Origin of the sequence: Gordonia sp. OPL2 (assembly GCF_003797825.1) — a bacterium.
Lineage (GTDB): Bacteria > Actinomycetota > Actinomycetes > Mycobacteriales > Mycobacteriaceae > Gordonia.
In genome coordinates, this window is the sequence record NZ_RKME01000007.1 from 98,104 (window position 1) to 120,304 (window position 22,201).

Consider the following 22,201-nt stretch of genomic DNA (forward strand, 5'->3'; position numbering starts at 1 on the left):
CACCCTCAACTCTCCGGCGACTCGACGGGAGTCTCCCACCGCGCCCGCCGTTCATCCTCCGATTGCTCCCACCAGGGCGTCCCGCGTTCGCCGAGCGCCACCTTCGCCGCCTGCACACCGTCGCGCGATGCGCGAGCACCGTGCGTCCGCCGGACCTCGCGACGCCACGCCATCAGGATCGACACCAACTCGGCCCGTCGCCCCTCGGGGATCAACGGATCGGTCGCCCGCCACATCCGCCCGTCGACGACGATGTGGCGGCCGTCGTCGGTGTGCTCGACACCGCTTGTCGTGTCCGCTGCCATGCACCTCAGCCTGCCACCGCGTGTTGGGCGTTCACCAGTGCCAGGCGTCGCCGCCAACGTTGGCGATGGTGCGTTGCAGGACCCGGATGGTGGTCTCGTACTCGTCGTCGGAGATGCCCTGACGGCGCTCGGCCTCCAGCTCACGTTGCACGCCGGCCGCGACCTCGAACTGCGCTCGTCCCATCTCCGTCCACCGGAGACGCCCGCCGCGCCGTTCGATCCATCGCTTCCCGAGGGCGCTGTCGATGGCCTCGAGGATCGTGCCGTCGCCGGCGTTGGGTCCGACCGTCGCGATCATCGTGTCGTCATCGAGGCCGGCCGGATGCAGCGACAGCTGATGCAACACCCACCATTCGGGCTGCGCGACGCCGACATCGGCCAGGCGAGATCGGGTTCGCCGTCCGATCGCCTCACCAGCACGAACCGTCCAGAACCCGATGGGTTGCCGCAGTGGCGGCTGCATTTCTCTGGTCATGGGCCCGACGGTAGAACCTCATGTTCACTTGAGGTCAAGGATGGAGTACGCCGATCCCACTCTGCTGATCCCTACTCTGGAGACCGTGCGTTTCGTCATCTACGGGGCCGGCGCCATCGGCGGTGTGATCGGCGGCCACCTGTTCCGGGCCGGCATCCCCACCACCGTGATCGCCCGGGGCGACCACCTAGCGGCCATCCGCGACCGCGGCCTCACCCTCGACCTGGCCGAAGGCCCGGAGACACTCGCCGTCCCGGCCGCCGCGAACGCCTCCGAGGTCGAGTGGACCGACGACACCGTCGTCCTCATCTGCGTGAAGTCGCAGCAGACGGCCGCGGTCCTCGACGATCTCCAGGCTCATGCGCCGCGGACCACGCCGATCGTGTCCGCACAGAACGGCGTCGCCAACGAGCCCGCCATCTTGCGCCGCTTCCCGCACACTTATTCGATCTGCGTGATGCTGCCCGCGCTCCATCTCGAGCCCGGTGTCGTGGTGCAGGGATCGTCGGCGGCGCCCGGTATCCTCGACGTCGGCCGTTTTCCCGCGGGTGTCGACCACGATGACCGCGCCGGCACCGATGACACCGCCGCCGACATCTCCCGCAGCCTTCGCGCGGCAGGATTCCAGTCAGAGCCCCGCGAGAACATCATGGCCTGGAAGTACCGCAAGCTCATCCTCAATCTCGGGAACGGCATCGACGCCACCTACCGCCGCGACGGCGACGACGGCAACGGCAACGGCGACGACATCGGCGAGTTGATGCGACGCGCACGCGCCGAAGGTAAGGCCGTACTCGACGCCGCCGGTATCGACGTGGTCAGCGACGCCGTCGACAAGGAGCGACGCGGCCACCACATCGTCCGCCGCGACACCGGTGAGGACAGCATCGGCAGCTCCACCTGGCAAAGCGTCACACGCGGAGCACCGAACAGTGAGATCGACTACCTGACAGGGGAAATCGTTCTCCTCGGCCGACTCCACGGCGTACCGACCCCGGTCAACGAACTGATCCAGGAGGACACGACACGGCTCGTCGTCGACGGCCTCGAGCCGGGAAGTCTCGACCCGGCTCGAGCACTCGAGCGGCTCAACCCCTAGACCCCGAGACACTAGACACCTAGACCCCTAGGTCCCCGACACGAACGTCCCCGGCCGTATCACCGCATCATCGCCCAACGGCCTTGTCACCGACCATCTCTCGGTGAGCGTGCTCGCCGACATCTTCCACTGCCCACCCTCGACGATGTATTCATCGTCGTACTCGCCGGTCATCAAAGTCTCCGTACGATCGGCCAGATTGACCTGCCGGAATTTCAGCGTCCACCGGCCGGTCGCCGTCGTCTCGGACGTGAGCGTGATGTCGGGATGCAGCCCGTGGTGCATGTCGAAGATGACGTACTCGCCGTCGACCTGATGCAGCGCGACCTGGGCGAAGATCGCGGCCATCGGCTCGGCGTCGTCGTACGCGCCGAGCGGCCCGTAATCGATCCGGGCACCCGAGGCGATGAAGCAGTCACGGAAACCCCTGGGGTCCTTGCCATCGCATGCCCGCCAGTAGCGATGCTTCAGTTGCTTGATCGCCTCGATCCGATCGAGGTCGTCGAGGCGGCGGGCCAGGTCTGCGGGGGTGTCGGCGGCACCATCGTGTGCAGGCATGGGACCACCCTAGGACTACGCCCCTGCCGTGCAGGCCCAGATGATCGTCCGCGATCCCGGGCCCGACTTGCTCGCGGCGGTGACCTCGGCGGCCCGCCGGGTCGGCGCGTAAGCCCAGCCCCAGCGACGGGTGGACGGTTGCTGGGTGACGGCGCCGCAGTTGCGGTCCATCTGCACCACCCACTGGCAATCGGAGGCGCCGCACTTGGCCTCGGCGGCACGCTTGGCCGCGGTCGAGGTCGAGTAGTTGATGGCGTAGGCGGTGTTGCCGGTGCGCGGGGACACGGCGATGGCGCCGTAGATGTGGCCGGTGTCGGCGTTGGCCTCGGCCGGGACGGTGAGCAGTGTGGCGCCGGCAGCAGCGGCGAGCAGTCCGGCGGCGGCGGTGCGCTTGAGGGTGGTGGTGGCCATGTCGGTACTCCTTCATGTGGGGCGCGCGATCGGGGTGTCTCGCGCTGTCATGAATTGGTCGCATCCGGATGTGTGAAATGTTCCCGAGGATGTCCGATCCGCCGGCGAGGGCGGGTGGAGCCGACCGGGGGACGCCGGCTCCACCCTCGCAACAGTTGTCGAACGTGCTGGTCAGGGCGTTACGCTCACAGCACGATGCAGACGAAGCCGGTGTTGATGCCGCGCCGGACCTGGACCGTGGTGTAGCGGATCGGCCCGTTGCCGGTGCCCTGCTGTGCACTGATGGTGTGCGTGCCGCGGGTGGTGGGCGTCCACTTGATGGTGGCGACTCCACCGGATACCGGGACGGGACTGCCCGCGATGAGTGCGCCGTTGTCCCAGAACCGCACCGTGTTGGGTCCGGTGACCGGGGCGACGACGTCATAGGTACAGCTCGTCCCGATCTTGCCGCCGGGTCCCGGGGTCACCGAGACGCTGGTGGTCTGGGCCGAGGCGGGCGCGGCGAGGACGAGGGTGGCGGCGCCTGCCGCCGCGGCGAGGGTTGCCATTGCTGCGGTCGCGTGGGACCGGCGCCATGACGTAGAGGTGGTGGACATGATGACTCCTGATGGGTGACTGTGCGGCGGGGATCTCCGCACCCGTCGAGCGTGTCCACCGGGCGTGCCGGGGTAACGCGTAGGCAACTACGCAGGTTGTACGAACAACCGATACCCGCGACTCGTCGGCCTACCCGCTGCCCTCAGACGAAGAGCGGCACCACCGTGTGCGGTTCCGCACCGGGATACCGGTCGACGACCTTGTTCAGCTCGAACTGCATGTAGAGCAGGTTCGTACCGAACACAAAGGCCAGCACCCAGCTCAGTGCGGGTGAGCAGGTCGGCGGCAGACCCGCCGCCACCTGCGCGTCACGGATGCGCTTGCCGGCGTTGTGATAGCTGATCAGCGGCGCGATGATGGTCCAGCTCAGCAGCAGCAGCACGAGCATCGGTCCGACGACGGGGATCTGCCGACGCCGGTCGAACTCGGCCATCTCCTTGTGGATCTTGTAGTACCAGACGAAGTAGTAGATGCCGAGGGTGATCAGCGGCAGCCCGATCCAGACGGCAAACGGGTTGCGGCGCTTCATCGCCAGACCCGACGACACCGCCACCGGCTCCGGCCGCATCGGCGGGATGGGCGCGATCGGCTGGCGGACAGACTGGTCGAACGGCTCAGGGGCACGCTCGACGGGCTGCCGCGTGTTCTCCGGCATCGAGTCGGCGGGGTTCGGAGGAGTGGTCGCATCAGACATGACGAGGACTCGATTCGGGCCGGTGGGACGGACGTATGTCCTATCGGCAGCATGCGACGGCACGTGACAGCATCGTCGGAGAACACCGATGAATCACACGATCAGATGACCGGGTGCGCAACCGAGTTCCACGGTCAGCGCATTCCACCGGATGCCGTACGCACGTTCCACCTCGCCGACCGCTTGATACTCGACGGGACCGGTGTAACTCACGCTGAACCAGCCATCGTGCTTCGTCGGTGTCAGAGTCTCCCGCTGGACGAGATGTCCGCGACGTCTGACCCGCACGTCACCTTCCGGCTGTGTGCGATAGTCGATCCACAGGTAACGGTCCCAGACCAGGCAACCAGTCAGCGTCATCTCCCCGATGTCGCCATCGCCGGTACCGATGACTGTGCTGAATCCACCGCCGAGGTGGGCGATACGTTCGGTCCGTCCGCCGACCTGCTGGGCCTCGACCTGAACCTTCAGTGTTGTACACACTTCCGGGGGAAGCTCCATCGTGTCCGGACTCGCCCAGAATGTCGTCGGAGCGCAGATCGCCCCTGATTTCGGTTCGTCCGGCCACGGTTCGAGATCTTCCAACATCCACAGATCCGACACGGGTCGATCCTGTCATCCGACCGACGTACCGTCGACACCATTACCCGACCGACAGATCGGACCACCATGACCAGCACACACACCGTGCGGCGCGAAGTCCTCGGACCGTGGTCGATCGATGTCAGTCGAGAGTTCTGGGAGGGATTCACCCCGGCAGCGTTGGATTCCGACCAGCGATCGGGCACGTTGTCGACAGTGTTCCGGGTCGACGCCGACTGGTCGTCGGCGCAGGTCACCGTCGCCCAGCGGGGACAGGTCGCCGAGCTGTCGCTCACCGGGGCCGGCGACCTCGATGCGGCCGCCGAGCAGACCGCCTGGTTCCTCGCGCTCGACGTCGACGCGCAGGACTGGCCCGCCGTCGGCGACCGTGATCCGGTGATCGGCCGTGCGCAAGAGCAGCTTCCGGGTCTGCGGCCATGCGGGTTCCACTCGGCCTACGAGGCGGCCGCGTGGGCGGTCCTCTCCCAGCGTGTCCGGATGGAACAGGCAGCTGCCCTCCGACGACGGCTCATCGAGCACCACGGCGACGACGGCGCGTTTCCCGCCCCAGAACGACTGCGCGCGCTCGACCTCGACCTGCCCGGCCGCAAGGCCGAGTATCTGCACGCCGTCGCCGACGCCGCACTCGACGGTCACCTCGACACGGCCCGCCTGCGCTCGATGTCACCGGAGGAGGCGATCGAGTCGGTGCAGTCGATCACCGGGATCGGTCCGTTCGCGGCCGAACTCATCGTGCTCCGCGGCGCCAACGCGCCCGACGCCGTGCCGTCACACGAACGGCGACTCGAGGCCGAGGTCACCGATCTCTACGGCTCCGATCGGTCCGTCGCGGAGGTGTCGGAATTGTGGCGCCCCTTCCGCACCTGGGCGTCGGTGTACTTACGCGCCCTGCGTGAACTCCGGTGAGTGTCGCAGCTTCACACGGTTGTCGGTGTGCGATCGGACTGCGCCGACCTCACCTCGTCACCCGCCACGGCGCGGAAGTCGCGAGTGAAGTCGATCGACCGCATCTGCGCGATGAACTGGGTCGCGAACCCGGGGAACATGGTGGCGTTGAAGCCGTCGTCGGTGAGATACCAACTGCGACAGCCCGAGTTCCACGTGGTCCGCTCGAGTCGCTTCTGGATCGACCGGTTGTAGGCGTTCTGTGCAGGCCGGTGAACATCCAGCAGTTTCAACCCACGGTCGCGGACCAGTGAGATGGCGGTGACGATCGCATCGATCTGGGCCTCCATGTAGACCAGTGCGGAGTTGTGGCCGGGCCCGGAGTTGGGACCGAAGGTGAAGTACAGATTCGGGTAGCCCGACACCGCGAAACTCTTGTATGCGTACGCACCTCGCGACCACTCGTCGGCCAGCACACGTCCGTTGCGTCCGCGGATGGGAATCGGCGTGCCCTGTTTGGCGATCTCGAACCCGGTCGCGAACACCAGGCAGTCGAAGCGCCGCTCGATACCCTCGACGGTCCGGACACCCTGCTCGCAGATCCGCGCGATGGGCCACGTCACCAGCGTGCAGTTGTCGGCCTGCAGCGCCGGGTAGTAGTCACTGGTCATGAGCAGTCGTTTGCACCCGGCCCGGAAGTCCGGGGTCAGCTGCCGCCGCATCCACGGGTCACTCACCTGGGCGCGCAGATTCAGCTGTGCGACGCCCTCGATCACTCTGGTGAACGGCGAGTTCCACACGGCACCGAGCGCGACGGATTCGTGCCCCCAGAACCACAACCGACGAGCCGCGGCCTGCGCACCGGGCACCGTCCGATAGACGCGGCGGGTGGTCGACGTGATGCGCCGATCGAGGCGCGGCAGCACCCATCCGGGCGTGCGTTGATAGACGGTCACCTCGGCACCGGCGTCGACGAGTTTCGGGATGATCTGGACCGCGCTCGCTCCGGTGCCGATCACGCCGACCTTCTTGCCGGCGAAGTCATAGCTGTGATCCCATGCCGCGGAGTGCATTCGATGTCCGGTGTAGTCGTCGATGCCGGTGATGTCTGGATAGCCGGGCGTCGACAGTGGCCCCGACGCCACCACCACTGTTCGCGCGACGAGTGGCTCGCGGCCGGCGATGTCGATGCGCCAGATGCCGGTTGCCTCGTCGAACTCCATGCCGGTCGCGAGGTGGGAGTAACGGATGAATCGTTCGAGGTCGTGATCGGCGACCATTCGGTCGATGTAGGCGAGGATCTCGTTGCTGCCCGAGTACGTGTGCGACCACTCCGGATTCGGCGCAAAGGAATACGAGTACAGCCGCGATGGGATGTCGCAGGCGGCACCGGGATAGACGTTGTCCCGCCACGTCCCGCCGGGCCGCACGTCACGTTCGAGGATCACGAAGTCGTCATGACCCTGCTGGAGCAGGCGGATCGCGGTCCCGATACCGGCGAACCCGGCGCCGATGATGACGGTCGTCGTGTCGACGGCGGGAGCGGGCATGGGAGCCGAAGCGGGCGTGCTCATGCGACCGGCTCGTAGGTCAGTTCCTTCGACCAGGTCGGCTGCGGTCGCAGCAGGGCTCGCGGATAGTGATCGGTCAGCTTGACCATGGCATCGGCGAAGTAGTGATAAGGGCTGTCCCGGTTGATGACCCACCCCGCGTGATACTTCAGGACCTGATAGGTGAGCAGTCTCGTCCCCTTGCCACGCTCGCCGTTCTTCGTGAATCGCTTCATCGCCTCGTAGAGCCGCTCCTCCTTCAGTCCCATGTCGACGATGTTGTCGCGCATCTTGTTCAGCAGCGGCACGTACATCAGGGCGCCGATCAGAACGCCCGGCGACGCGACCGTACCGACCGCCTCGACGATCAGCTTGCGCAACCGCGCGTTCCCGATCATGTCCAGGGCGTGGAAATCCACGGCGAGGTGGCGTGATTCGTCGGCGTTGATCTTGCGGAACGCCTCGTGACAGACCGGGTCCTGCACCTCCTCGAGGAGGAACTTGAGCAGGGCACCGTCGAGTGCGACCTCCAACATGGGGATCACCGTGCCCAGCACCGACAACGACATCCGATCGGAGAAGGTGTCGAGCCATTCGATGGCGAGGCGGATGTTGACGTTGGGCTCGGGCACCTCGTCGTCCTCGAGCATCCCCCACCGTCGCATCAGCGCGAGTTCGGCGTTGGCATGCTTCTGCTCTTCGGCGTGAAAGTAGCGGTAGATCTCGGCGAGGGTGTCGTCGGGGGCCTTCTTGGCGAGCGCGGCGAACCCACGGGCGCCGACGTTCTCGATCCACACCAGATCGGCCATGAACGCCTTGAGTTTCGGCTTCTGCTCGTCGGTGATCAGCTCGGCACCGGGCGCCTCCCAGTCGATGTCGGCAAGCGCCCACTGGCGGTCCTTGATGGTCTGCAGCATGTCCTCGAGGATGATGGGCATGTCACACTCCTTCCGGGATGCGCTTGCGCGCCGTGGTTGTCGCTGATACTGCGGTTGTGACTGTCGCTGCGGCCGAATCTGTTTCGGTGGTCGCGAGCTGCGGCTGGAGTCGGTGGAGGAGACCGGCGCCGAAGGTGTAGGTGCGCGGCATGAGCCGCTTGACGAGCCAGATCGCCTTGGCGTCGAACTGCGGGACGACGTAGAGCCGCCCTCGGTCGTTGGCGTCGAGTGTCCCTCGCGCAACCTGTTCCGCGGATTTGCCGGTGCGTCGCATGAGGGCCTCTGCCACCTTCAACGCCTCACCGGTGATCCGGCCGTCGGCGGCGACGTTGGTCTGCACGAACGTCGGACACAGCACGGTGACCGCCAGATCCGTTCCGGACAGTTCAGCCGCGATCGTCTCCGACAGTGCGAGCACGCCAGCCTTGCCCACGTTGTAGGCGGCCATCCCGGGCGCCGCGGAGAACGCCGCCGCCGACGCCACGTTGATCAGCCCTCCCCGACCGGATTCACGGAGTTGCGGCAGAAAGAGTTCGGAGCCGTAGACCATGCCACGGAGGTTGATGTCGAGGGCCCATCGCCAGTCGTCGAGGCCGATGCAACCCACCGCTTTTCCGCCGATCCCGACTCCGGCGTTGTTGATCATCAGGCTGGTCGGGCCGCCGAGGAGTTCGGGAGCCCGTTCGGCGAGGGTCTGCAGGTCGTCGACGTCAGCGACATCGCAGAAGATGGCGGTGCCCTCGCCGCGGCCGATCTCGTCGATCAGCTTGACGGTGTCGTTGGCGCGGTCGATGTCGATGTCGGCGCACAACACTCGACTCCCACGCCGGGCGAGTTCGAGGGCGAAGGCGCGTCCGATGCCACTGCCGGCACCGGTGATCACAGCCCGTGCGTCGTGAGATCTCCTGGTTGTCATGCGGTGGCGTATCCCTTCTGATCGGCCGATGTCTCCTCGGCCTCGACGGTGGTCGCGAATGGTTCGGTGATGAAGTCCGCCACCACGCGCAGTGCGGGGGTGGCCTCCGGGATCAGGGCCGGAAGTGCCTGGAACACATGTAGTTGCCCCGGCCAGATCTCGAGTCTGCAGTCCGCGCCGGCGTCGACGAGCATCCGTCGTGCCTCCTCGGCGTCGGCGACGAGCATCTCGGCGCCGCCGGCCTGGATCAGGGTGCGCGGCAGATCGTCGGCGCGATCGAGCGTCAGCCTCAGTCGTGGCAGGTCGTCGGGATGACCGGCGGTGTAGTGGCCGACGAGTCGTCGTGCCGCACGCGCCGAGATCAGTGGGTCCGGTGCGACCTCGCGTTCGCGTCGTCGCGCCAGTTCCAGAGTGAGATCGACGAGCGGCGACATCATCACCACCGACCTCGGCTGCGCCCGACCATGACGGGCGTTCTCCGCCAACAGGTCCAGGATCAGATGTCCGCCGGCGGAGTCACCGGCGAGGGTGATGTTCTCGGCGCGGTAGCCGATGTCCTGCAGCCACCCATAGGCCGCTTCCACGTCGTCGGCGGCCGCGGGGAACGGATGTTCGGGTGCGAGGCGGTAATCCACGGTGAAGGCAGGCATGCCGGTCAGATGGGTGAGGCGGGCGACGATCCCGCGATGCGTCCGGGCCGAGCAGATCGCGTACCCGCTGCCGTGCACATACAGGATCACCTGCCGTGAATCGGACGTGTGAGTCGGATACACCCACTCGCCGCGGAAGGTGCCGGTGGTGAGTTTGTCGATGCGGACGTGATGCGGTGGCGGACAGCCGATCAGCATGCCCGCCGCGACCAGCGCGCGCGACGTGTGGATCTGCATCCGGCCGGTCGGGAGGATCTCCGCGAACGGCCGCAGGGTCCGCCGTGTCAGCCACGCCGCCCGACGGGAAGCTCGTGAGTTCTGCGTCACATTCCGATCGCAACACCAATTGCGCCATCTGTCAATGGCACATTTGATGGTGGGATAGAATCTGCGCGGTACGCTGGGACAACACACGATCACCGACCGAGGAGAGGACCGGGTGGCCCGCACATCGTCGACGCGCCTGGCGCAGGTGGCCGCGCTGATCGAACACATGTCGGCGACTCCGTCGTACGTGGGCAGGCAGTCCCGCGATCTCGAGATCGCGGTGTCCAAACTCCTCGCCAACGCGACGCGCCAGGCACGGGGTCAGCCGCCGGTGGCGCAGTATCGGATCGACGACCTCGCGCGCGTGACGGGCGTGACGACGCGCAACATCCGCGTCTACCGCGAACGCGGCCTCCTCGCTCCCCCGCATCGTGTGGGGCGTATCGCGCTCTACTCCGAGTCCCACGTCCGACGACTCGGCCTGATCAGCTCCATGTTGTCGCGGGGGTACACGATCGCCCACATCGACGAACTGATGACCGCCTGGCAGGAGGGCCGGCAGATCGGCGACATCCTCGGCCTCGAGACCGAGCTCGCCGACATCGAACAGACGCCGACGACCCGCTCGACGACCCTTGCCGACCTCGCCGACGCCGGCCTCTCCGCCGACGACGCCGAGCGACTCGAACACCTCGCGATCCTCCGCATCAACACCCCCGACGATGTGATCGTCCGGGAGCCGACACTTCTCGACACGATCCTCGCCCTCGTCACCGAGCAACGACCCGCGTCGCTGGTCGTCGGCGTCATCGAGAAGGTCGCCCCGGCGTTCGAGGCGCTCGGCCAAGCGATGGTCGATGCCGCCGACACGCTGACCGGCGCGGCGTCGCCCGACGACACGGGGGACGGACGGCTCACCGAGACGACGCTGACGCTGATCCAACTACGGGCACTCGCCGAGGCAGCCACCCGCGTGACCCTCACCGAAACGACGAACACGCTTCTGACGCAGTCACTTGCGGATCTGGCTTCTGACCCGAAGGCCGACGGTGACGACGTCGAGTAGCCGACGCCCACGTGTCGCACCCGACGTCTGGCCGTGGCTCTACGCCGTCGCGTCGCCGTTCGTCGCCGGAGTGGTCGTCCTCGCAACGCTCGCGACGCTGCAGGGCGGCGGCGACTTCTGCGATCCCTCGTACTCGAGCATCGACGAGCGCAACTCCGATGCAGCTCGCTGGCAGTGGACCCTCACCGGCACCGGAGTGGTGATGATCGGGCTCGGTGTGTTCCTTGCGGCGCAGGCGATCCGTCGGCGCGACGTGATCCGACGCCTTCGATCACTGCGGGTCACCGCAGCCGTCGGCGTCTGCCTGATCGCGATCGCCGGATTCGCCTACCTCATCGTCGTCGGGGATACCCAGACCGACTGCGGCTTCTGAGCGTCCGCCGCCGGTTCGTCCCGGGGTATCACCCCATCCCCCGCCGGCTCGCGGCGGACGACGAGATACCCGAGGGAAGAACAGAATTGCCCGACGGCCCGCCCGACCTACCGCATCACTCGCCCCGTAGGTGCTGCCGGAAGAACAGGGCTGTGTGCTCGCCCTCGTGTGCCGGAATTCGCTTGTGCGTCCCGACGTGCGCCCGGAGCATCTTGTCGTCCGACCCGATGGCGTCGAACAGTCGTAGCGCGGCGTCCCTGGGGATCTCGGGATCGTCCCACGACACGATGACGTCGACCGGAATGGTGACGCGTCGCGCCGACTCGACAAGGCTGTCGTAGTCGAAGTACCCGCCGAACATGGCGGCGGAGATTCGAGAGTCGGCCGCCACCAACGGGATCCCGATCGCCGTCCCCAGTGTCATGCCTGCATAGCCGACCGGGGTGTCGGTCCCGATGTCGGGCAGCTGCTGCAGCGCGTCGAGCACGCGTCGCCACTCCGGCACCGCACGCTCTGCGAGTGAGCTGTTGAGGTCGGCGATGATCGGCGCGAGGGGTTCACCGTTGCGCCGGGCGTGCCCGATCGCGGCGACCCATGTCTCGTCGTCGGCCGACCGCGGCCGCCCGCCGTGGCCGGGTGCGTCGATGCTTGCGACAGTGAACCCGTGCGCGCGGACGGACTGTTCGGCGCGGCGGATCTGTGCGGGGAGACGACGGTGGAGTCCACCGCCGTGCCCCATCAGTATCAGTGCCGGCGGATCGGTCGGATCGGTCGGCGACCAAAGGGTCCCCGGGATGCCGTCGACAGCGAATTCACGTTCGATGACGCCGTCGGACGATGTCTCGGTGTGCAGGTCTGGTGCGTTCATGGTGGTGCCTTTCGAAATGCCTGGCGTGGAGGCACTCCCGCGACACCTGATGTCAGGACGGACCGCACTGCGAAGGGAGCACCCACTCGGATGTATCGATCACGGGTACCACCTCCCTTCGCGCTGTCTCGGCGGCCGGAGGGAAGCGTAGCAGCAGGTCCTTATTCGGTCACCTGACTTTGTCCACCCGCATGCTGCGGAGGTCGTACGGTCGACGGCGTGCCACCCGTCTACATGATCGAACTCGATGACATCGAACGCGACTTCCTGGAGACGGGACTCCTTCAATGGGGTGGAGTCGTCGCGATGACCGACGCTCTGGCCCGCGCTATCGGTCATCGGGACGCGGTCGACTTCTACGCGGAGAGCGCCCGATGTGCCGACCGCATCGCCGGTGGCGTCGGCATCACCACTGATGCGTGGCGGCGTTGCCTGACCGCATGCGAGATTGCCTTTGCCAGCGAATCGCTCGGCCTCGGCCACGAATGGGATGATTTCAGCGAATTCGACCCCAACGAGACCTACCAGGCGATGCGCCGCCTTCAGTGGAAGATCGCTGAGCTCGGCTGACCCTCGCCAATTGATGTCCCCCGATCGGTGGACCCCCCCATCCACCGGTCGATCAGCCGGTCGACGGAGTCCGACGGCCGCCTCACCAGGGCAAAGTCATGGGTGTCGCCGGAACAACCCGCACCGGCCCCCACCCGAGGAGACCCGCTCATGAACACCAAGACCCGCCGCATCACCGCCGGAATCGCCGGACTCGCCGCCGTCGCAGCCACCGCAGGGATCGGATTCGCCGTCGCCGGAGCAGCCAACGCCGGCACCATGCCGGTCACCCGCCCCGGGGAGCCGACGATCGCCATGACGATCACCAACCACACCGACAAGCCGGAGTACCTGATCGGCTCGACGACCGGCCAGGGCGGCCAGTGGGTCAACGCACCGCAGCGCGTCCTGTACCCGGGGGCCAGCGAGACCGTCACCGCCGTCGCGCCGTTTGCGCACTCGCTGACCGCCAACGCGCAGTATCGGATCGGACTGTTCGGCCCGACCGCCAACTACGAGATCGAGAACATGAAGGGCAACACCAACACTGCGATGAGCGGCATCTGGGGACCGCACGCCCAGAACTACTGGATGAGCCACAACATCAGCAGCCGTTACCCGATGGTGAACGTCGGTTTCGATCAGTGGTGAGCGGGCCACAGATCGACAACCGGTAGCGCCGTGATCCCCACCTTCCCCCGAAGGTGGGGATCACGGTTGTCTGCGATAGCGCTCCCATCCACAGACTCCACGGCTCATAGCTACGTTTGTTCCCAAGAAAGTACAATAGTGGCGGTTTCGGTTGCACTTTTCGTAGGAGGCGTCACATGGTCTGGCCATCGTGCCGTGTGGAAGAGCGTCCGTGGGTGTCCAGCGGACGCTCTCCGTCGCGCGCCGATCGATTACTCCGATCGATCGAGGTGGCAGTTCCACCCTTCATCGCCGATCTTCCTTACGAGGTGATCGGTGCGGCTGCCCGCGCGCACGAGGCCGCGGTGATAGCGGTGGCGCGCTTGGAGGCCGGCCACGGCGCTCATCTCGCCCCTCTCGCCGACTTCCTCCTGCGGACCGAATCGATCGCATCATCGAAGATCGAGCACGTCGACGCTGATCTCCGATCATTCGGAAAAGCTCTCGCCGGCGGCAGGTCCAGTGCCGAGGCGCAGTCTCAGCTGGCCGCCGTCCACGCACTGATCACGATGGTCGACGCCGCGGGATCGGAGGCGATATCCCTGAATCTTCTACTGCGGGCGCACGACACTCTCATGTCCGTCGGCCGGCACCAGCCGGACGACGTCGGACGCCTTCGTGACGTGCAGAACTGGATCGGAGGCAGCGACTACTCACCCCGTAACGCACTGTTCGTGCCGCCCCCACCAGATCTGGTCACGACTCTGATGAGCGACTTGATCGAGTTCACCAACAGAACCGACCTCCCGATCCTGGCGCAGGCAGCGATCGCGCACGCCCAGTTCGAGTCGATCCACCCTTTCGTCGACGGTAACGGCCGAATCGGTCGAGCATTGATCAGCGCGATTCTCCGACGACGCGGACTCACCAATCGGGTGACCGTTCCCCTCGCGTCCGCGATGCTCGCCGACACGGGAAGATACTTCACCGAGCTCGGCCACTACCGATCCGGGAACGTCGACGGCTTCGTCGAGTATGTCGCCGTCGGCACGCTCCACGCCGCCGCATCCGCGGAAGAGTCGGCGCAGGTGCTGGCCGGGCTGCCGGCTGAGTGGCGCGACCGAGCCAGACCTCGGGCCAACTCGGCCGACGCATGCCTCATCGACGCCCTCCTCGGTACGCCGGTGATGGACGCGGACACCGCACAACTCATCACCGGAACGTCTGATGCGAGTACATATCGCGCGCTATCCCGACTGACCGACAGCGGTGTGCTCGAACTGATCTCGACGAGCAAACGCAATCAGGTATGGGCGGCCCCGGACGTCCTCGGCGAACTCGATGCGCTGTCGGCAGCGATCGGCCGGCGAACCCTGTCAGGGTGACCGACCGGACCGCGACCCACCCACGTGAATGACAGAACTCGGCGCCCGCGTGGGCTGACCATACCCTCGTCACCATGCACACTGGCTCGAGTGACTCACCCGCGCGCTCGGATGCGCGCGCGTACGAACCCACAGTCGAGCGACCCGGAACGATCCTGGCCGCTGTCGCTCTCATGTATGGCGGTGCTGCCCTGCAACTCGTAGGACTGATCGTCGCGTTGGGCGGCTTGAACACGGCGCGCCTCAAGGCACGAACCGCCGACGCGCGTGCGAGGGCCGGCGGACTCTCCGCCGACGAGTTCTCCGGCGCCGTGCAGTCCGGCGCCACGATCGGCGCGGTTGTCATCATCGTCGTCAGCTTGGCCGCGATCGCACTGTGGATCTGGATGGCCCGCAGCAACTATCGCGGGATGCGCTGGGCGCGCACGACGGCGACCATCCTGGGCGTGCTCGGCATCATCGGCTGCACCGTCTCCGCGATCGGCGCCGACGGCGGGGGCACGGCGGTCCTCGACATCGCCATCGCCGTGCTGGCCGCCGGGATCGTCGCGCTGCTCCACCATCGCGAATCGACCGACTTCTACGAGGCGATGGACGTCAGTTGATCCGCTGCTCGGTCACCATGACCTCGCCATCGGTGAAAACGACTGCACTGCAGCTGAATGTGTTCTTCGGCCCAAGCCGTGCACCGCTGGGGATCTCCCCCGACACCGACACCGACCCGGCCACCGCCCACTCGGTCGCCACCGCCGATCGCGATCGGCCCGCCTGACGCAGTGCAGCGTCATCCTCGTCGCCGACGCTCGTGGTGCTTGTCCGCACTTCGGTGAACCGCGCCGAGGCCGCCTGCGACTCGGCGTCGGCCGATCCGCTCGTCGTCAATCGCTTGAGCAGATCGTCGCGCGCGGTGTCCTCACACATCCGGGTCGCCTCGGCCTTGCGATCACCGCGTTCCTGCATCGTCGAACGTCCGTGCAGAACAAGGAATCCGACGACGATGGCGGCCACCACCGCGACGGTCACCCACAGCGCACGGGCCCGCTGCATGCTCAGCCGACTCCGGACGCCCGAAGCGAGGCGGCGATCGTCCGCATAAGAAGACGACGTTCGGATCTGTCCTTGCGCACCTTCTGATTCACCTCGATGTGGATGAACTCCGCACCCCTGGCGCGGGCGGCGACGGCCTGCACGTTGGTGGTCGCGGCGAGCGCCTTGCACTTCTTCCCGTCGTAGGTGCAGGTGTCGAATCCCTCGTCCTCGAGGTCGGACGCAAGTCGACGCAGGGTCGGCGACGGTTCCGCCACCGAGTTCGAGAGGACGACGTCGCCGAAGTCGTCGTGATTGTCCGAGGAGAACCCGTGGATCTGCACGACGGTCATTCCCTTCTGGACCACCGCGTCATTGACCGCCGCGAAGGTGGAGTCACTGCGATGTGCCACATCGGCGCTGTCGTCGCCGGCATTGCGATGAGCGCCCGCCATCATGAACAGCCGCGCGCTGGACTGTGCGAACAACTGCGTGCCCATGTATTCGGAGTACCGGTCGGCGACCGGGTGCGGGATCTGCACGACCAGCTGCGACGTCGGTGCGCGACGCACGATGTACAGGCCGTTGCCTGCGGTTGGGTGGCCGCGTTCGACGAGTGCGACCACCGAGTCCGAACGTCCGTCACGCTGCTGCCCGGCGTTCGGCAGTTCCACCGGCACCTGGTCGTATGACTCCAGACTCGCCCGACCGGTGTTCATCAGCTCAGAGACCCCGGCGGCGATCGCCTGCCCAACAGCGGGTGACGGTGGCGCGTAGCTCGACGATTCGCGGTCGGGCGACGCCTTGATCACTCGGGACACCACCGAGCTGAGCTTTTCGGGCCGCACCTCGGGCTGCGTCTCACCCGCCCGCTGGCCACACGCGGTCGCGACCGTCATGATGATCACTCCTGCCGCCCTTGGTACCGAAGCCCGGCCCCCTCCACCGTATCCGACTGTCGGCCTGCAGGATTGCCGTGAGCCAATAAAATCTCGCGTTCATTGCCCCTCGATGGAACCGTCGCGCCGTGCCCGACGATGTCAGTCCTGCTGCGCACTCGGCAACCGCCACCCGAACGTCGCCGTCGGCGGCGCGTCCTTGGAATACAGTCGCGCCGGCCGTCCTCCGCCGACGCGGGTCGCGGGCTTGCCCTCCGCGTCGATCTCCGCGGCCAGCAGGGGTTGCACGCGACGATTGAACGAGTCGCGCATCAGACGGCGGCCCAGGATCGCCTCGTGGAGTTCCCTCAGCTCCGAGAGTGTGTACGGCTGGCGCAGGAGATTGTCCGGGTCGGGCTGGTCCTCGTAGCGCTCGCGCAAGTTGTCGGTGGCCGCTGCAATGATCTTCTCGTGGTCATAGAGCAAGCGCTCCCCTGACGTCAGGTGCCCGTCCGACGTCACCGGCTCGAGCTCGCCGACGACGTCCGACAACTCGTCAGCCGGTAGGGCCACGGCATGCGCGATCGAGATCGTCCACCCCCGGGGATCTCGGTCAGGATCACTGAAGACCGCGAGGAGATGCGGTCGGACGTGGTCGGGCGAGAGCCCCAGTTTGAGTTCGAGGACCTCCCGAACCGTCTCCTCGACGGTGTGGTGTTCCCGGACGAATCGTCCCGGCAACGCGACACCGTCAGCATCCTGACCGTGTTGGACGACGACGCGTAGTGCCCCGCCGATGACGGTGAGGACCGCGATGTCGACGGCCACGCTCGGACGCGGATAGTCGCTGAGCTGAGTGCGGGATCGAGCGCTCACAGACAAACCCTATGCGAATGTCTGCGCAAAGTAGTAAACTCACAAATGCGAAAAGTCACCGCCTCGGTCGGATGCCGGGTGGGAGAAAGGAATCACGATGAAACTCTCCGCCGCTCTCGACGTCGAGGTCGTGGCCCACGAGGCCGCCGACGAAGTCACCCTGCTGCTGGAACTGCAGGCTCCGGCCGGCGAGGTCGCCGACCGCACACCCACCGCCCTGCAGGTCGTCCTCGATCGCAGCGGGTCGATGTCGGGGCCTCCGCTGGAGGGCGCGCAGAAGGCTCTCGCCGGCGTGGTCGCCCAGCTCGATCCGGCCGATGTGTTCGGTCTGGTCACCTTCGATGACTCCGCGCAGGTCGTCGTGCCCGCCGGTCCGCTTGCCGACAAGCAACGAGCCGCGGGTGCGATCAGCACGGTCGTCCCCGGCGGCTGCACCGATCTGTCATCCGGCTACTTGCGTGGGCTGCAGGAGTTGCGGCGCAGCGCGGCGTCGGCGGGTATCCGCGGCGGCACGGTGCTGGTGATCAGCGACGGCCACGTCAATCGCGGAATCCAGGACCTCGACGAGTTCGCGAGCATCACCGCGAAGGCGGCTGCCGACGGCATCGTCACCTCGACTCTGGGCTACGGCCGCGGGTACGACGAGACGCTGCTGTCGGCGATGGCACGGTCGGGCAACGGCAATCACGTGTTCGCCGACGACCCCGATGCCGCGGGTGCCGCGATCGCGGGTGAGGTCGAGGGCCTGCTCTCCAAGTCTGCGCAGGCCGTCACGCTGACGGTGCGCTATGTACCTCAGGTGCAGGAACTCTCGCTCTACAACGACCTGCCGGCACATCAGACCGCCGACGGCGAGGTGATGATCGAGCTCGGCGACCTGTATGCCCTCGAGGAGCGGAAGCTGTTGCTGCGGATGAAGGTCGACGGCCTCGCCGCGCTCGGCCTCACCCAGATCGCCTCGTTGGAGCTGCGCTACGTGGAGACCGCCACCTTGACCGAACACACAGTGGCGCTGCCCATCTCGGTGAACGTCGTCCCCGGCGACGAACTCGGTCCGCGCGTCCCGAATCCGACGGTGCAGTCGGAGCGGCTGTACCAGGAGGGGCAGGCCGCCAAGTTGGAGGCGTCGCAGGCGTATGAGTCCGGCGACCTGGCCACCGGGCAGTCACGCCTGCGTGCCTCACACGAGCGGTTGCGGTCGGCCGCGATGTGCGCGAGTCCCGATGATCGGGCGGTCATCGACCGCGAGCTGGAGATGATCGAGGAGCTCGGCATCCAGGCGCCGCTCGCCGGCGCGGCCTACGCCTCCAAGGCGACCCGCGACTCCTACCACCTCGGAAACCGCAAGCGCGGTCGCCGGCCCTCTGCCGGTTGAGTGGCGACGAACGAGCGAAGCGAGCCCGACGCGTATCGAAACCACCCATCCCCGAAAGGCCCTCACTTGCCCCATTCCCTCCGCCTGTCGACGGCTCAACTCGACCGCGCCGCAGGCGTTCTCCTCACCACCGCCGTCGGCGACGCCCTCGGCGTCCCCTACGAGTTCGAGTCCCGTCGACTTCCCGCCGACGAGCCACCGCAGATGCTCGGGGGCGGTCTCGGCAACTTCGAGCCGGGCGAGTGGAGCGACGACACGTCGATGGCGATGGCGATCGCGCTCGTTGCGGCGACCGGTGCGGACCTCACCGCCGACGACGCTCTCGACGCGATCGCCGATAACTTCCTGCGCTGGTTCGACGGCAACCCACCGGACGTCGGCAACCAGACCCGCGCGGTGCTCGGCGCCACCCGACGCCGGCTCGACAGTGGTGAGAGCGGTGCCGGACGGGTGATGCGTGAGGAGTCCGACCGCTTCGCGCATGCTCACCCACGCTCCGCCGGCAATGGGGCCCTGATGCGCACTGCACCAGTGGCTTTGGCGCACCTCGACGATCGCGATCACATGGCCGAGGCGGCCCGCCGTGTCGCGGCGCTGACACACGGCGACGATCTCGCGGGCGACTCGTGCGTGCTGTGGTGCGAGGCGATCCGGGTCGCCGTGCTCGACGGACGCATCGACATCCGCGGCGGCCTCGACCTCATGCCCGCCCAGCGTGTCGACCAGTGGTCCGCGTGGCTCGACGACGCGGCAATCAACAGCCCGAATCTGTTCACACCCAACGGTTTCACGGTCACCGCCCTGCAGGCCGCGGCCTCCGCCATCACGCAGACGCCGATTCCGGAGTCCACCGCGTGTCTGCATCTGCAGGACAGTCTCGACACGGCCATCCGGATCGGCAACGACACGGACACCGTGGCCGCGATTGCGGGTGGTCTGCTCGGTGCACGGTGGGGCGCGAGCGCCGTGCCGTGGCGGTGGCGCCGTGCCGTCCACGGATGGCCCCGTGACGACCGGCCGAGCGACGCCCACGACCTCGTCGCCCTCGCCACCCTCACCGTCCGGGACGGACGACCCGACAGCACTGGATGGCCGACGACCGACGATGTCGTCTATCGCGAACGCGCCGCCACCGCCGCGATCCCGCATCCGTACGACGACGGCGTCCTGTTGGGCACTCACGCGACCACCGATCACCACGCCGACGCCGTGGTATCGATGTGCCGGGTCGGCCGGCGCCAGGCGTGCTTCGGCGGCGCGACCGACGTCGTCGCCTCCCGATTGATGGACTCCGGCGACCCCGCGGAGAACCCGAACCTCGCGTTCGTGCTCGCCGACACCGCCGACGCCGTCCGCGGGTTACGCGCGGAAGGGAAAACGGTTCTCCTGCATTGCGTTGCGGGACATCAACGCACACCGAGCGTTGCCGTCGCGTATGGCGTGCTGCTGGGTCATCCGGTCGACGAGGTCCGGGCAGGGGTGCTCGTGGCGATGCCGGATGCGCGTGGGCGCGGAGTGGTGTGGGACGCGGCCGGCGAACAACCTCACCTGATTCCGTCCGGTGGGCCATCATGATGCAAGAGCCAGCACCGACGACCATCGAGGAGTACGAGTTGTCCGACGTCGATCTCTCACTGTCAGAGCTCCAGATCTGGATCAGTTCGGCACTCGCGCCGCTCGTGGGTCATGAGGCCGTCACTGATGACGATGGCGATTTCCCGGTACTGCTGGACTCTGGAGTCGTCTACATCAGGGCCGTCGACGACGAGGAGGAGATCCACTTCTTCGCGCCCCTCGTCGAGAACGTGAGTCGGACCGACTACGCGTCGTTCGTGGTGCACGCGCTGAACAGGGCGCATCCCGTCATCAAGTTCTTTCTGAGTGGCAACTCGATTGGAGTCCGCGCGGTTCTCTACGCAGATCCGCCGATCGAGTCGCATCTTCTCCGGTGCATCTCTCAGTTCGAGGACGTGATGGCCCAGGGAGGCCAGATCGCGGACGACGTGGACGGCGTATTCGTCTGGGCCGGCGACTCGGCCATGGAGAGCGCGGGCTCTGCCGAGGGCGAGGAACTACCCACTCCGGTCATGGTGCTCGTGCAACTCGATGCAGAGGGTGATCATTCGTTGTCGCCGGCGGAGGTCGCGCGAATCTGCCATGACGACGCCGAAGCGATCCTGCAGTACATCCGCGTCGTGGAGGAGCAGATGATTACCTGGCGGACCCGCGCCGACGAGGCGGTCTCGTCCGGCGACTCAGAAGAGGCAGAGGCGTGCCTACACGAAGCGCAGGGGTGGGAGAAGACTGCACGCGATCTCCGGGGAGCCCTGCGACACGTCGCCTTGAACTGACTGGGATCGACAAGCTGCGCGGGCGCGTCACCCCCGCAGAATCGACGTCATCTTCTTTCCCTTCGCGACCTCGTCGACGAGCTTGTCCATGTACCGGATCTTCTGCATCAACGGATCCTCGATGTCCTCGACGCGGTGACCGCAGATCACGCCGGTGATGAGCTCGGCATTCGGATTGAAGTTCGGCGCCTCGGCGAAGAACGTCTCGAGGTCGGTTTCGTCGGCGAGCACCTTCTCGAGTCCGGTGTCGTCGTAGCCGGTCAGCCAGGTGATGACCTGGTCGACCTCCGCCTTGGTGTGGCCCTTCCGTTCGGCTTTGGTCACGTAAAGCGGGTAGATGCTGGCGAAACTGGTGGTGAAGATCCGATGCCCTGCCACGTCGGCCTCCTTTGTCGGGTGACGACGATTCTGCCAGGGTCAGATGAGCTCGAAGGTTTCGAGGTCCTCGACGAAGCTGCGCCAATCGGGGTACCGCAGATGCATGATCTGCTCGCTGGGTGGATTGCCCTCACCGATCCCGAGCTCGTCGGCCTCGTCGAAGTCGGCCCAATAGATCTGTCCGGCAACGTCGTCGGCGAGTCCGATGCAGAACGCTCCGCCGTCGCCGAGGGTCACGGGGTGATACCGCCCGGGGATCACCTCGTACTGGGTCGAGATCCCGTCCCGCAGGATCTGCTCGTCGTGGGGCGTCAACATGGTGTGCACGGAGCCGTTGTCGCCGGTGTCGGGCACGATCCGCTCGGCGATCGACCCTCCACCCAGCGTGAGCAGGTCGCCGCGGTAATCGGCGGGGAGCGGGTTGCCGATGCGCTCCTCGAGCGCCTCGACCTCGTCGGACGTCCACAGCACGGGCCCGTCGGTGAACTTCATGTCAGA

Annotated in this window: 28 protein-coding genes; 11 read left to right on the forward strand and 17 right to left on the reverse strand. The window is 66.8% G+C overall.

Features of this window, described 5'->3' with window-relative positions:
- Positions 1-5: 5 nt before the first annotated feature.
- Both EEB19_RS09675 and EEB19_RS09680 read right to left on the reverse strand, forming a co-directional pair.
- Positions 6-305 (reverse strand): hypothetical protein, encoded by a 300-nt coding sequence (locus EEB19_RS09675; protein WP_187585589.1) that lies wholly within the window; start codon positions 303-305, stop codon positions 6-8.
- A 31-nt stretch (positions 306-336) separates the two neighbouring features.
- Entirely contained in the window at positions 337-780 is a 444-nt protein-coding gene (locus EEB19_RS09680) for a hypothetical protein (protein WP_187585591.1), read from the reverse strand.
- A gap of 85 nt (positions 781-865) precedes the next feature.
- Here EEB19_RS09680 and EEB19_RS09685 point away from each other — a divergent pair, with 85 nt between their 5' ends.
- Positions 866-1,879 (forward strand): ketopantoate reductase family protein, encoded by a 1,014-nt coding sequence (locus EEB19_RS09685; RefSeq protein ID WP_187585829.1) that lies wholly within the window; start codon positions 866-868, stop codon positions 1,877-1,879.
- A gap of 27 nt (positions 1,880-1,906) precedes the next feature.
- On the opposite strand, the gene EEB19_RS09690 is transcribed toward EEB19_RS09685, so the two are convergent.
- The 5 genes from EEB19_RS09690 to EEB19_RS09710 form a co-directional block, all read right to left on the reverse strand.
- Complete coding sequence (locus EEB19_RS09690; RefSeq protein WP_187585593.1) at positions 1,907-2,437, reverse strand: nuclear transport factor 2 family protein; 531 nt, start codon at positions 2,435-2,437, stop codon at positions 1,907-1,909.
- A 15-nt stretch (positions 2,438-2,452) separates the two neighbouring features.
- A complete protein-coding gene (locus tag EEB19_RS09695; RefSeq protein ID WP_187585595.1) occupies positions 2,453-2,848 on the reverse strand; it encodes a DUF4189 domain-containing protein in 396 nt (131 codons plus the stop codon).
- A gap of 185 nt (positions 2,849-3,033) precedes the next feature.
- Positions 3,034-3,444 (reverse strand): hypothetical protein, encoded by a 411-nt coding sequence (locus tag EEB19_RS09700; protein ID WP_187585597.1) that lies wholly within the window; start codon positions 3,442-3,444, stop codon positions 3,034-3,036.
- 143 nt (positions 3,445-3,587) lie between these two features.
- The gene (locus EEB19_RS09705) at positions 3,588-4,139 is read right to left on the reverse strand and encodes a DUF4234 domain-containing protein (protein ID WP_222929929.1); all 552 of its coding nucleotides are present in this window, start codon (positions 4,137-4,139) and stop codon (positions 3,588-3,590) included.
- Positions 4,140-4,232: 93 nt separating this feature from the next.
- Positions 4,233-4,742, reverse strand: coding sequence for a hypothetical protein (locus EEB19_RS09710; protein WP_187585599.1), 510 nt, complete (start codon positions 4,740-4,742; stop codon positions 4,233-4,235).
- A 66-nt stretch (positions 4,743-4,808) separates the two neighbouring features.
- Here EEB19_RS09710 and EEB19_RS09715 point away from each other — a divergent pair, with 66 nt between their 5' ends.
- Positions 4,809-5,648 carry a DNA-3-methyladenine glycosylase gene (locus tag EEB19_RS09715; RefSeq protein WP_187585602.1) on the forward strand — a complete coding sequence of 280 codons (840 nt, stop codon included), beginning with the start codon at positions 4,809-4,811 and terminating at the stop codon, positions 5,646-5,648.
- An 11-nt stretch (positions 5,649-5,659) separates the two neighbouring features.
- On the opposite strand, the gene EEB19_RS09720 is transcribed toward EEB19_RS09715, so the two are convergent.
- From EEB19_RS09720 to EEB19_RS09735, 4 genes are read right to left on the reverse strand one after another with little or no spacing between them, the layout of a single operon-like run.
- The gene (locus EEB19_RS09720; RefSeq protein ID WP_187585604.1) at positions 5,660-7,201 is read right to left on the reverse strand and encodes an NAD(P)/FAD-dependent oxidoreductase; all 1,542 of its coding nucleotides are present in this window, start codon (positions 7,199-7,201) and stop codon (positions 5,660-5,662) included.
- Positions 7,198-8,115: a ferritin-like domain-containing protein gene (locus EEB19_RS09725; RefSeq protein ID WP_187585606.1), complete on the reverse strand. Its 918-nt coding sequence runs from the start codon at positions 8,113-8,115 to the stop codon at positions 7,198-7,200. Before EEB19_RS09725 ends, EEB19_RS09720 begins: the two co-directional genes overlap by 4 nt.
- A 1-nt stretch (position 8,116) precedes the next feature.
- Entirely contained in the window at positions 8,117-9,031 is a 915-nt protein-coding gene (locus EEB19_RS09730; protein ID WP_187585608.1) for an SDR family NAD(P)-dependent oxidoreductase, read from the reverse strand.
- Positions 9,028-10,008, reverse strand: coding sequence for an alpha/beta hydrolase (locus EEB19_RS09735; protein ID WP_262365546.1), 981 nt, complete (start codon positions 10,006-10,008; stop codon positions 9,028-9,030). The genes EEB19_RS09730 and EEB19_RS09735 overlap by 4 nt, the downstream gene beginning before the upstream one ends.
- A gap of 112 nt (positions 10,009-10,120) precedes the next feature.
- Between EEB19_RS09735 and EEB19_RS09740 the strand changes: the two genes are divergently transcribed.
- Together EEB19_RS09740 and EEB19_RS09745 are read left to right on the forward strand one after the other, a co-directional pair.
- Positions 10,121-11,014, forward strand: coding sequence for a MerR family transcriptional regulator (locus EEB19_RS09740; protein WP_262365547.1), 894 nt, complete (start codon positions 10,121-10,123; stop codon positions 11,012-11,014).
- Positions 10,998-11,387, forward strand: coding sequence for a hypothetical protein (locus EEB19_RS09745; RefSeq protein WP_187585612.1), 390 nt, complete (start codon positions 10,998-11,000; stop codon positions 11,385-11,387). The genes EEB19_RS09740 and EEB19_RS09745 overlap by 17 nt, the downstream gene beginning before the upstream one ends.
- A 115-nt stretch (positions 11,388-11,502) precedes the next feature.
- Here the strand turns inward: EEB19_RS09745 and EEB19_RS09750 are convergent, their stop codons facing one another.
- Positions 11,503-12,255: a dienelactone hydrolase family protein gene (locus EEB19_RS09750; protein ID WP_262365548.1), complete on the reverse strand. Its 753-nt coding sequence runs from the start codon at positions 12,253-12,255 to the stop codon at positions 11,503-11,505.
- Positions 12,256-12,489: 234 nt separating this feature from the next.
- Between EEB19_RS09750 and EEB19_RS09755 the strand changes: the two genes are divergently transcribed.
- The 4 genes from EEB19_RS09755 to EEB19_RS09770 all read left to right on the forward strand — a co-directional run bounded on the left by EEB19_RS09755 (position 12,490) and on the right by EEB19_RS09770 (position 15,424).
- Positions 12,490-12,825 (forward strand): hypothetical protein, encoded by a 336-nt coding sequence (locus EEB19_RS09755; protein ID WP_187585614.1) that lies wholly within the window; start codon positions 12,490-12,492, stop codon positions 12,823-12,825.
- A 150-nt stretch (positions 12,826-12,975) separates the two neighbouring features.
- Entirely contained in the window at positions 12,976-13,455 is a 480-nt protein-coding gene (locus tag EEB19_RS09760; RefSeq protein ID WP_187585616.1) for a hypothetical protein, read from the forward strand.
- Between the two features lie 176 nt (positions 13,456-13,631).
- Positions 13,632-14,819, forward strand: coding sequence for a Fic family protein (locus EEB19_RS09765; RefSeq protein WP_187585618.1), 1,188 nt, complete (start codon positions 13,632-13,634; stop codon positions 14,817-14,819).
- Between the two features lie 74 nt (positions 14,820-14,893).
- The gene (locus EEB19_RS09770) at positions 14,894-15,424 is read left to right on the forward strand and encodes a hypothetical protein (RefSeq protein ID WP_187585620.1); all 531 of its coding nucleotides are present in this window, start codon (positions 14,894-14,896) and stop codon (positions 15,422-15,424) included.
- On the opposite strand, the gene EEB19_RS09775 is transcribed toward EEB19_RS09770, so the two are convergent.
- From EEB19_RS09775 to EEB19_RS09785, 3 genes are all read right to left on the reverse strand, one after another.
- Positions 15,417-15,866, reverse strand: coding sequence for a hypothetical protein (locus EEB19_RS09775; RefSeq protein WP_187585622.1), 450 nt, complete (start codon positions 15,864-15,866; stop codon positions 15,417-15,419). The genes EEB19_RS09770 and EEB19_RS09775 overlap by 8 nt on opposite strands.
- A 2-nt stretch (positions 15,867-15,868) precedes the next feature.
- On the reverse strand, positions 15,869-16,744 hold the full coding sequence (locus tag EEB19_RS09780; RefSeq protein ID WP_187585624.1) for a hypothetical protein: 876 nt from the start codon (positions 16,742-16,744) through the stop codon (positions 15,869-15,871).
- A gap of 141 nt (positions 16,745-16,885) precedes the next feature.
- Positions 16,886-17,599 carry an NUDIX hydrolase gene (locus EEB19_RS09785; RefSeq protein WP_187585626.1) on the reverse strand — a complete coding sequence of 238 codons (714 nt, stop codon included), beginning with the start codon at positions 17,597-17,599 and terminating at the stop codon, positions 16,886-16,888.
- A gap of 97 nt (positions 17,600-17,696) precedes the next feature.
- Between EEB19_RS09785 and EEB19_RS09790 the strand changes: the two genes are divergently transcribed.
- The 3 genes from EEB19_RS09790 (at position 17,697) to EEB19_RS09800 (ending at position 21,325) form a co-directional block, all read left to right on the forward strand.
- A complete protein-coding gene (locus EEB19_RS09790) occupies positions 17,697-18,974 on the forward strand; it encodes a VWA domain-containing protein (protein ID WP_187585628.1) in 1,278 nt (425 codons plus the stop codon).
- Positions 18,975-19,040: 66 nt separating this feature from the next.
- Positions 19,041-20,549 carry an ADP-ribosylglycohydrolase family protein gene (locus EEB19_RS09795; protein WP_187585630.1) on the forward strand — a complete coding sequence of 503 codons (1,509 nt, stop codon included), beginning with the start codon at positions 19,041-19,043 and terminating at the stop codon, positions 20,547-20,549.
- On the forward strand, positions 20,546-21,325 hold the full coding sequence (locus EEB19_RS09800) for a hypothetical protein (RefSeq protein WP_262365549.1): 780 nt from the start codon (positions 20,546-20,548) through the stop codon (positions 21,323-21,325). Before EEB19_RS09795 ends, EEB19_RS09800 begins: the two co-directional genes overlap by 4 nt.
- A gap of 27 nt (positions 21,326-21,352) precedes the next feature.
- Here the strand turns inward: EEB19_RS09800 and EEB19_RS09805 are convergent, their stop codons facing one another.
- Together EEB19_RS09805 and EEB19_RS09810 are read right to left on the reverse strand one after the other, a co-directional pair.
- Complete coding sequence (locus EEB19_RS09805; protein ID WP_187585632.1) at positions 21,353-21,703, reverse strand: DUF2200 domain-containing protein; 351 nt, start codon at positions 21,701-21,703, stop codon at positions 21,353-21,355.
- A 39-nt stretch (positions 21,704-21,742) separates the two neighbouring features.
- Positions 21,743-22,195, reverse strand: a complete 453-nt coding sequence (locus EEB19_RS09810) for an SMI1/KNR4 family protein (RefSeq protein ID WP_187585634.1) — start codon at positions 22,193-22,195, stop codon at positions 21,743-21,745.
- Positions 22,196-22,201 lie beyond the last annotated feature (6 nt).

Coding starts and splice junctions, on each gene's coding strand:
- EEB19_RS09675 (WP_187585589.1), bottom strand. CDS start 305: ATGGCAGCGGACACGACAAGCGGTGTCGAGCACACCGACGACGGCCGC.
- EEB19_RS09680 (WP_187585591.1), bottom strand. CDS start 780: ATGACCAGAGAAATGCAGCCGCCACTGCGGCAACCCATCGGGTTCTGG.
- EEB19_RS09690 (WP_187585593.1), bottom strand. CDS start 2,437: ATGCCTGCACACGATGGTGCCGCCGACACCCCCGCAGACCTGGCCCGC.
- EEB19_RS09695 (WP_187585595.1), bottom strand. CDS start 2,848: ATGGCCACCACCACCCTCAAGCGCACCGCCGCCGCCGGACTGCTCGCC.
- EEB19_RS09700 (WP_187585597.1), bottom strand. CDS start 3,444: ATGTCCACCACCTCTACGTCATGGCGCCGGTCCCACGCGACCGCAGCA.
- EEB19_RS09705 (WP_222929929.1), bottom strand. CDS start 4,139: ATGTCTGATGCGACCACTCCTCCGAACCCCGCCGACTCGATGCCGGAG.
- EEB19_RS09715 (WP_187585602.1), top strand. CDS start 4,809: ATGACCAGCACACACACCGTGCGGCGCGAAGTCCTCGGACCGTGGTCG.
- EEB19_RS09720 (WP_187585604.1), bottom strand. CDS start 7,201: ATGAGCACGCCCGCTTCGGCTCCCATGCCCGCTCCCGCCGTCGACACG.
- EEB19_RS09725 (WP_187585606.1), bottom strand. CDS start 8,115: ATGCCCATCATCCTCGAGGACATGCTGCAGACCATCAAGGACCGCCAG.
- EEB19_RS09730 (WP_187585608.1), bottom strand. CDS start 9,031: ATGACAACCAGGAGATCTCACGACGCACGGGCTGTGATCACCGGTGCC.
- EEB19_RS09750 (WP_262365548.1), bottom strand. CDS start 12,255: ATGAACGCACCAGACCTGCACACCGAGACATCGTCCGACGGCGTCATC.
- EEB19_RS09755 (WP_187585614.1), top strand. CDS start 12,490: ATGATCGAACTCGATGACATCGAACGCGACTTCCTGGAGACGGGACTC.
- EEB19_RS09760 (WP_187585616.1), top strand. CDS start 12,976: ATGAACACCAAGACCCGCCGCATCACCGCCGGAATCGCCGGACTCGCC.
- EEB19_RS09765 (WP_187585618.1), top strand. CDS start 13,632: ATGGTCTGGCCATCGTGCCGTGTGGAAGAGCGTCCGTGGGTGTCCAGC.
- EEB19_RS09770 (WP_187585620.1), top strand. CDS start 14,894: ATGCACACTGGCTCGAGTGACTCACCCGCGCGCTCGGATGCGCGCGCG.
- EEB19_RS09775 (WP_187585622.1), bottom strand. CDS start 15,866: ATGCAGCGGGCCCGTGCGCTGTGGGTGACCGTCGCGGTGGTGGCCGCC.
- EEB19_RS09780 (WP_187585624.1), bottom strand. CDS start 16,744: ATGACGGTCGCGACCGCGTGTGGCCAGCGGGCGGGTGAGACGCAGCCC.
- EEB19_RS09790 (WP_187585628.1), top strand. CDS start 17,697: ATGAAACTCTCCGCCGCTCTCGACGTCGAGGTCGTGGCCCACGAGGCC.
- EEB19_RS09800 (WP_262365549.1), top strand. CDS start 20,546: ATGATGCAAGAGCCAGCACCGACGACCATCGAGGAGTACGAGTTGTCC.
- EEB19_RS09810 (WP_187585634.1), bottom strand. CDS start 22,195: ATGAAGTTCACCGACGGGCCCGTGCTGTGGACGTCCGACGAGGTCGAG.